The organism is Flavobacterium sp. (assembly GCF_049590715.1).
In the GTDB taxonomy this organism is placed as follows: Bacteria; Bacteroidota; Bacteroidia; order Flavobacteriales; family Flavobacteriaceae; genus Flavobacterium.
The window spans coordinates 1-3,113 of sequence record NZ_JBAWDL010000172.1 but is presented as its reverse complement, the minus strand read 5'-3'; the positions used below and the strand labels follow the sequence as shown (position 1 = coordinate 3,113).

Genomic DNA, 3,113 nt, shown 5'->3' with positions numbered 1-3,113 from the left:
GCTTTAATCGTAAACGGTTTTAGTAAAGATGTATTGAATAAGTTACCAATGGAATTTGCTGTGGAAGCACAGAAGTTATTGGAAATTTCTCTTGAAGGTTCTGTTGGATAGTTTTTTGTAAATTTGAAGAATCAACATTAAATTGCAATTGTTATGGAACTTATTTTAAAAAATGTTAAGAAAAAAGATTTTCCATTGTTGAAATCATTGGCAAAATCGCTTGGTTTTAAAATCGAAGAAAAAATAGATAAACCATATAATCCTGAATTTGTAAAAGAGATTTTGGAAGCTGCAAAAGAAGTTAGAGAAGGTAAGGGAATCAAAATGACTATGGAAGAATTAGATCGTTTATGGAAGTAATATTTTCCAATAAAAGCCAAAAAAGATATAGACTTTTGGTCAAAGTCGGGAAATAAGGCGATCATAAAAAAGATTTCTGAACTAATAAAAGCAATTCAAGTTGACCCATACAAAGGAATCGGGAAACCCGAGCAATTAAAATTTGGATTATCAGGCTATTGGTCAAGAAGGATTGATGGCGAACATAGAATAATTTACGAAATTATAGATGAGAATACAATAGATATTTTAAGTATAATTTCATTAAAAGGACATTACGAATAAACAAAAGCAACAAAATGTTAAGTATAAAAAATCTACACGCCTCAATTGGCGACAAAGAAATATTAAAAGGGATTAACCTTGAGGTAAAAGCAGGAGAAGTACATGCTATTATGGGACCTAACGGTGCCGGAAAAAGTACGTTATCTTCTATCATTGCTGGTAATGAAAATTATGAAGTAACTGATGGTGAAATCTTCTTAGACGGTGAAGACCTAGGCGAACTAGCTCCAGAAGAAAGAGCACATAAAGGAGTGTTTCTTTCGTTTCAATACCCAGTTGAAATTCCAGGAGTTTCGGTAACCAACTTTATGCGTTCAGCAATCAATGAATCACGTAAAGCCAAAGGACAAGACGAAATGCCAGCTAACGAAATGTTGAAATTAATTCGTGAAAAATCAGAATTATTAGAGATCGACCGTAAATTTCTTTCTCGCTCTCTTAACGAAGGATTCTCTGGTGGAGAGAAAAAACGTAATGAAATTTTCCAAATGGCAATGTTAGAGCCTAAATTAGCCATCCTTGATGAAACCGATTCAGGATTGGATATTGATGCTTTACGTATCGTTGCTAACGGAGTTAACAAGCTTAAAAGCGACAAAAACGCCGTTGTAGTAATTACACACTACCAACGTCTATTAGATTATATAATCCCTGATTACGTTCACGTTTTATTAAACGGTAAAATTGTAAAATCAGGAGATGCCTCATTAGCTCATGAGCTAGAAGAAAAAGGATACGACTGGATCAAACAAGAGCAAGAAGCGTAACATTAGTTTGCAGTTAACAGTTTGCAGTTTGCAAAACTCATAACTTATAACTCATAACTTATAACTACCTAAAATGGATTTAAAAGAAAAATTAGTATCGTCTTTTATGGCGTTTGAAGAACGTATCGATGTGCATGCACAATTACACGATGTACGTACTGAGGCTCTAAAAAACTTTGAAAATAAAGGATTCCCTACCAAAAAAGAAGAATCTTGGAAATACACTTCGTTAAACGCCATCTTAAAAAATGACTTTACCGTATTCCCAAAAAACGAAGGAGCAATTGAATTCAAAGATGTAAAAAAATACTTTTTACACGAAGTGGACACACATAAACTAGTATTTATTGATGGTGTTTTTAGTTCGAATTTGTCTTCTACCACTCACGACGGAATCGATGTTTGCTTGATGTCATCGGCATTGAACAAACCAAAATACAAAATGGTTATTGATAATTACTTCAACAAAATCGCTAGTAAAGACGAGAGTTTGACCTCGTTGAATACAGCTTTTGCTGCTGAAGGTGCTTATATCAATATCCCAAAAAGCAAAGTAGCCGACAAGCCTATCGAAATCATGTATTTCTCAACAGGCAATGAATCTGCTTTGATGGTGCAACCTCGTAACTTGGTGATCGTGGGCGAAAACTCGCATGTACAAATCATCGAACGTCACCAAAGTTTAAGTGACAATCCAGTTTTAACCAACTCGGTTACGGAGATTTTTGCTCAAAAACGTGCCATTGTGGATTATTACAAAATCCAAAATGACAATTTGGATGCCAACTTAATAGACAACACCTATGTGTCTCAACAAAAAGAAAGTCATGTCTATGTACATACGTTCTCTTTTGGTGGAAATTTGACGCGTAACAACCTGAATTTTTACCATTTTGGTGAACGTTTAACAAGTACCCTAAACGGAATCACAATTATCGAAGGAAAACAACACGTGGATCACTATACCTTAGTAAGACACGCACAACCCAACTGTGAGAGTTTTCAAGATTACAAAGGTATTTTCTCAGAGCGCTCCACAGGAGTTTTCAACGGAAAAGTATATGTGGAGAAAGAAGCCCAAAAGACCAATGCTTTCCAAAAAAGCAACAACATCCTATTGAGCGACAAAGCAACCATCAATGCAAAACCACAATTAGAGATCTTTGCAGATGACGTAAAATGTTCACACGGGTGTACCGTAGGACAGTTAGACGAAACTGCATTGTTCTACATGCAACAACGTGGAATCCCTCAAAAAGAAGCCAAAGCCCTATTGATGTACGCGTTCTCAAACTCGGTAATCGAAGGCATCAAAATACCCGAATTAAAACAACGCATCACTAAAATCATCGCTAATAAATTAGGCGTGAAAATAGGATTCGATTTATAGCATTACTGAACCACTGGTTCATAAAATTTCCAAAAGGAGCATCAGGTTTTATACTTGATGCTCTTTTTTTTATGGGTTTTTTAGGAGCAGAAGGATTAAGTGGTTTCAGGAATGATTGTTCCTGCCATTCGCTATATCTTGTGGCGGCTTAACGCCGACCGCCACAAGGATGCCGCTGCTGTCAGGGCTAGTGAGGGAATTTTGGTTTTGTAAGGGTGTTTTTCTTATATTTGGGATTGAATTAAGTGTGATGATATTCGCAGCAATCTACCCAATATTATGTTGCTTGGGATGATTTTGTTATTAATAGAAATAAAATATTATAAACCAAC

At 35.6% G+C, this 3,113-nt stretch carries 4 protein-coding genes; all 4 read left to right on the top strand.

Annotation, left to right across the window (positions count from 1 at the left end; all coding sequences use genetic code 11):
- Positions 1-153 precede the first annotated feature (153 nt).
- Positions 154-360 carry a DUF2683 family protein gene (locus WBQ70_RS07970; RefSeq protein WP_423912662.1) on the top strand — a complete coding sequence of 69 codons (207 nt, stop codon included), beginning with the start codon at positions 154-156 and terminating at the stop codon, positions 358-360.
- Positions 361-369: 9 nt separating this feature from the next.
- The gene (locus WBQ70_RS07965; protein WP_423912664.1) at positions 370-624 is read left to right on the top strand and encodes a Txe/YoeB family addiction module toxin; all 255 of its coding nucleotides are present in this window, start codon (positions 370-372) and stop codon (positions 622-624) included.
- 14 nt (positions 625-638) lie between these two features.
- Positions 639-1,391: a Fe-S cluster assembly ATPase SufC gene (gene sufC, locus WBQ70_RS07960; protein WP_423912659.1), complete on the top strand. Its 753-nt coding sequence runs from the start codon at positions 639-641 to the stop codon at positions 1,389-1,391.
- Positions 1,392-1,464: 73 nt separating this feature from the next.
- Positions 1,465-2,781 carry a Fe-S cluster assembly protein SufD gene (gene sufD, locus WBQ70_RS07955; RefSeq protein WP_423912656.1) on the top strand — a complete coding sequence of 439 codons (1,317 nt, stop codon included), beginning with the start codon at positions 1,465-1,467 and terminating at the stop codon, positions 2,779-2,781.
- Positions 2,782-3,113 lie beyond the last annotated feature (332 nt).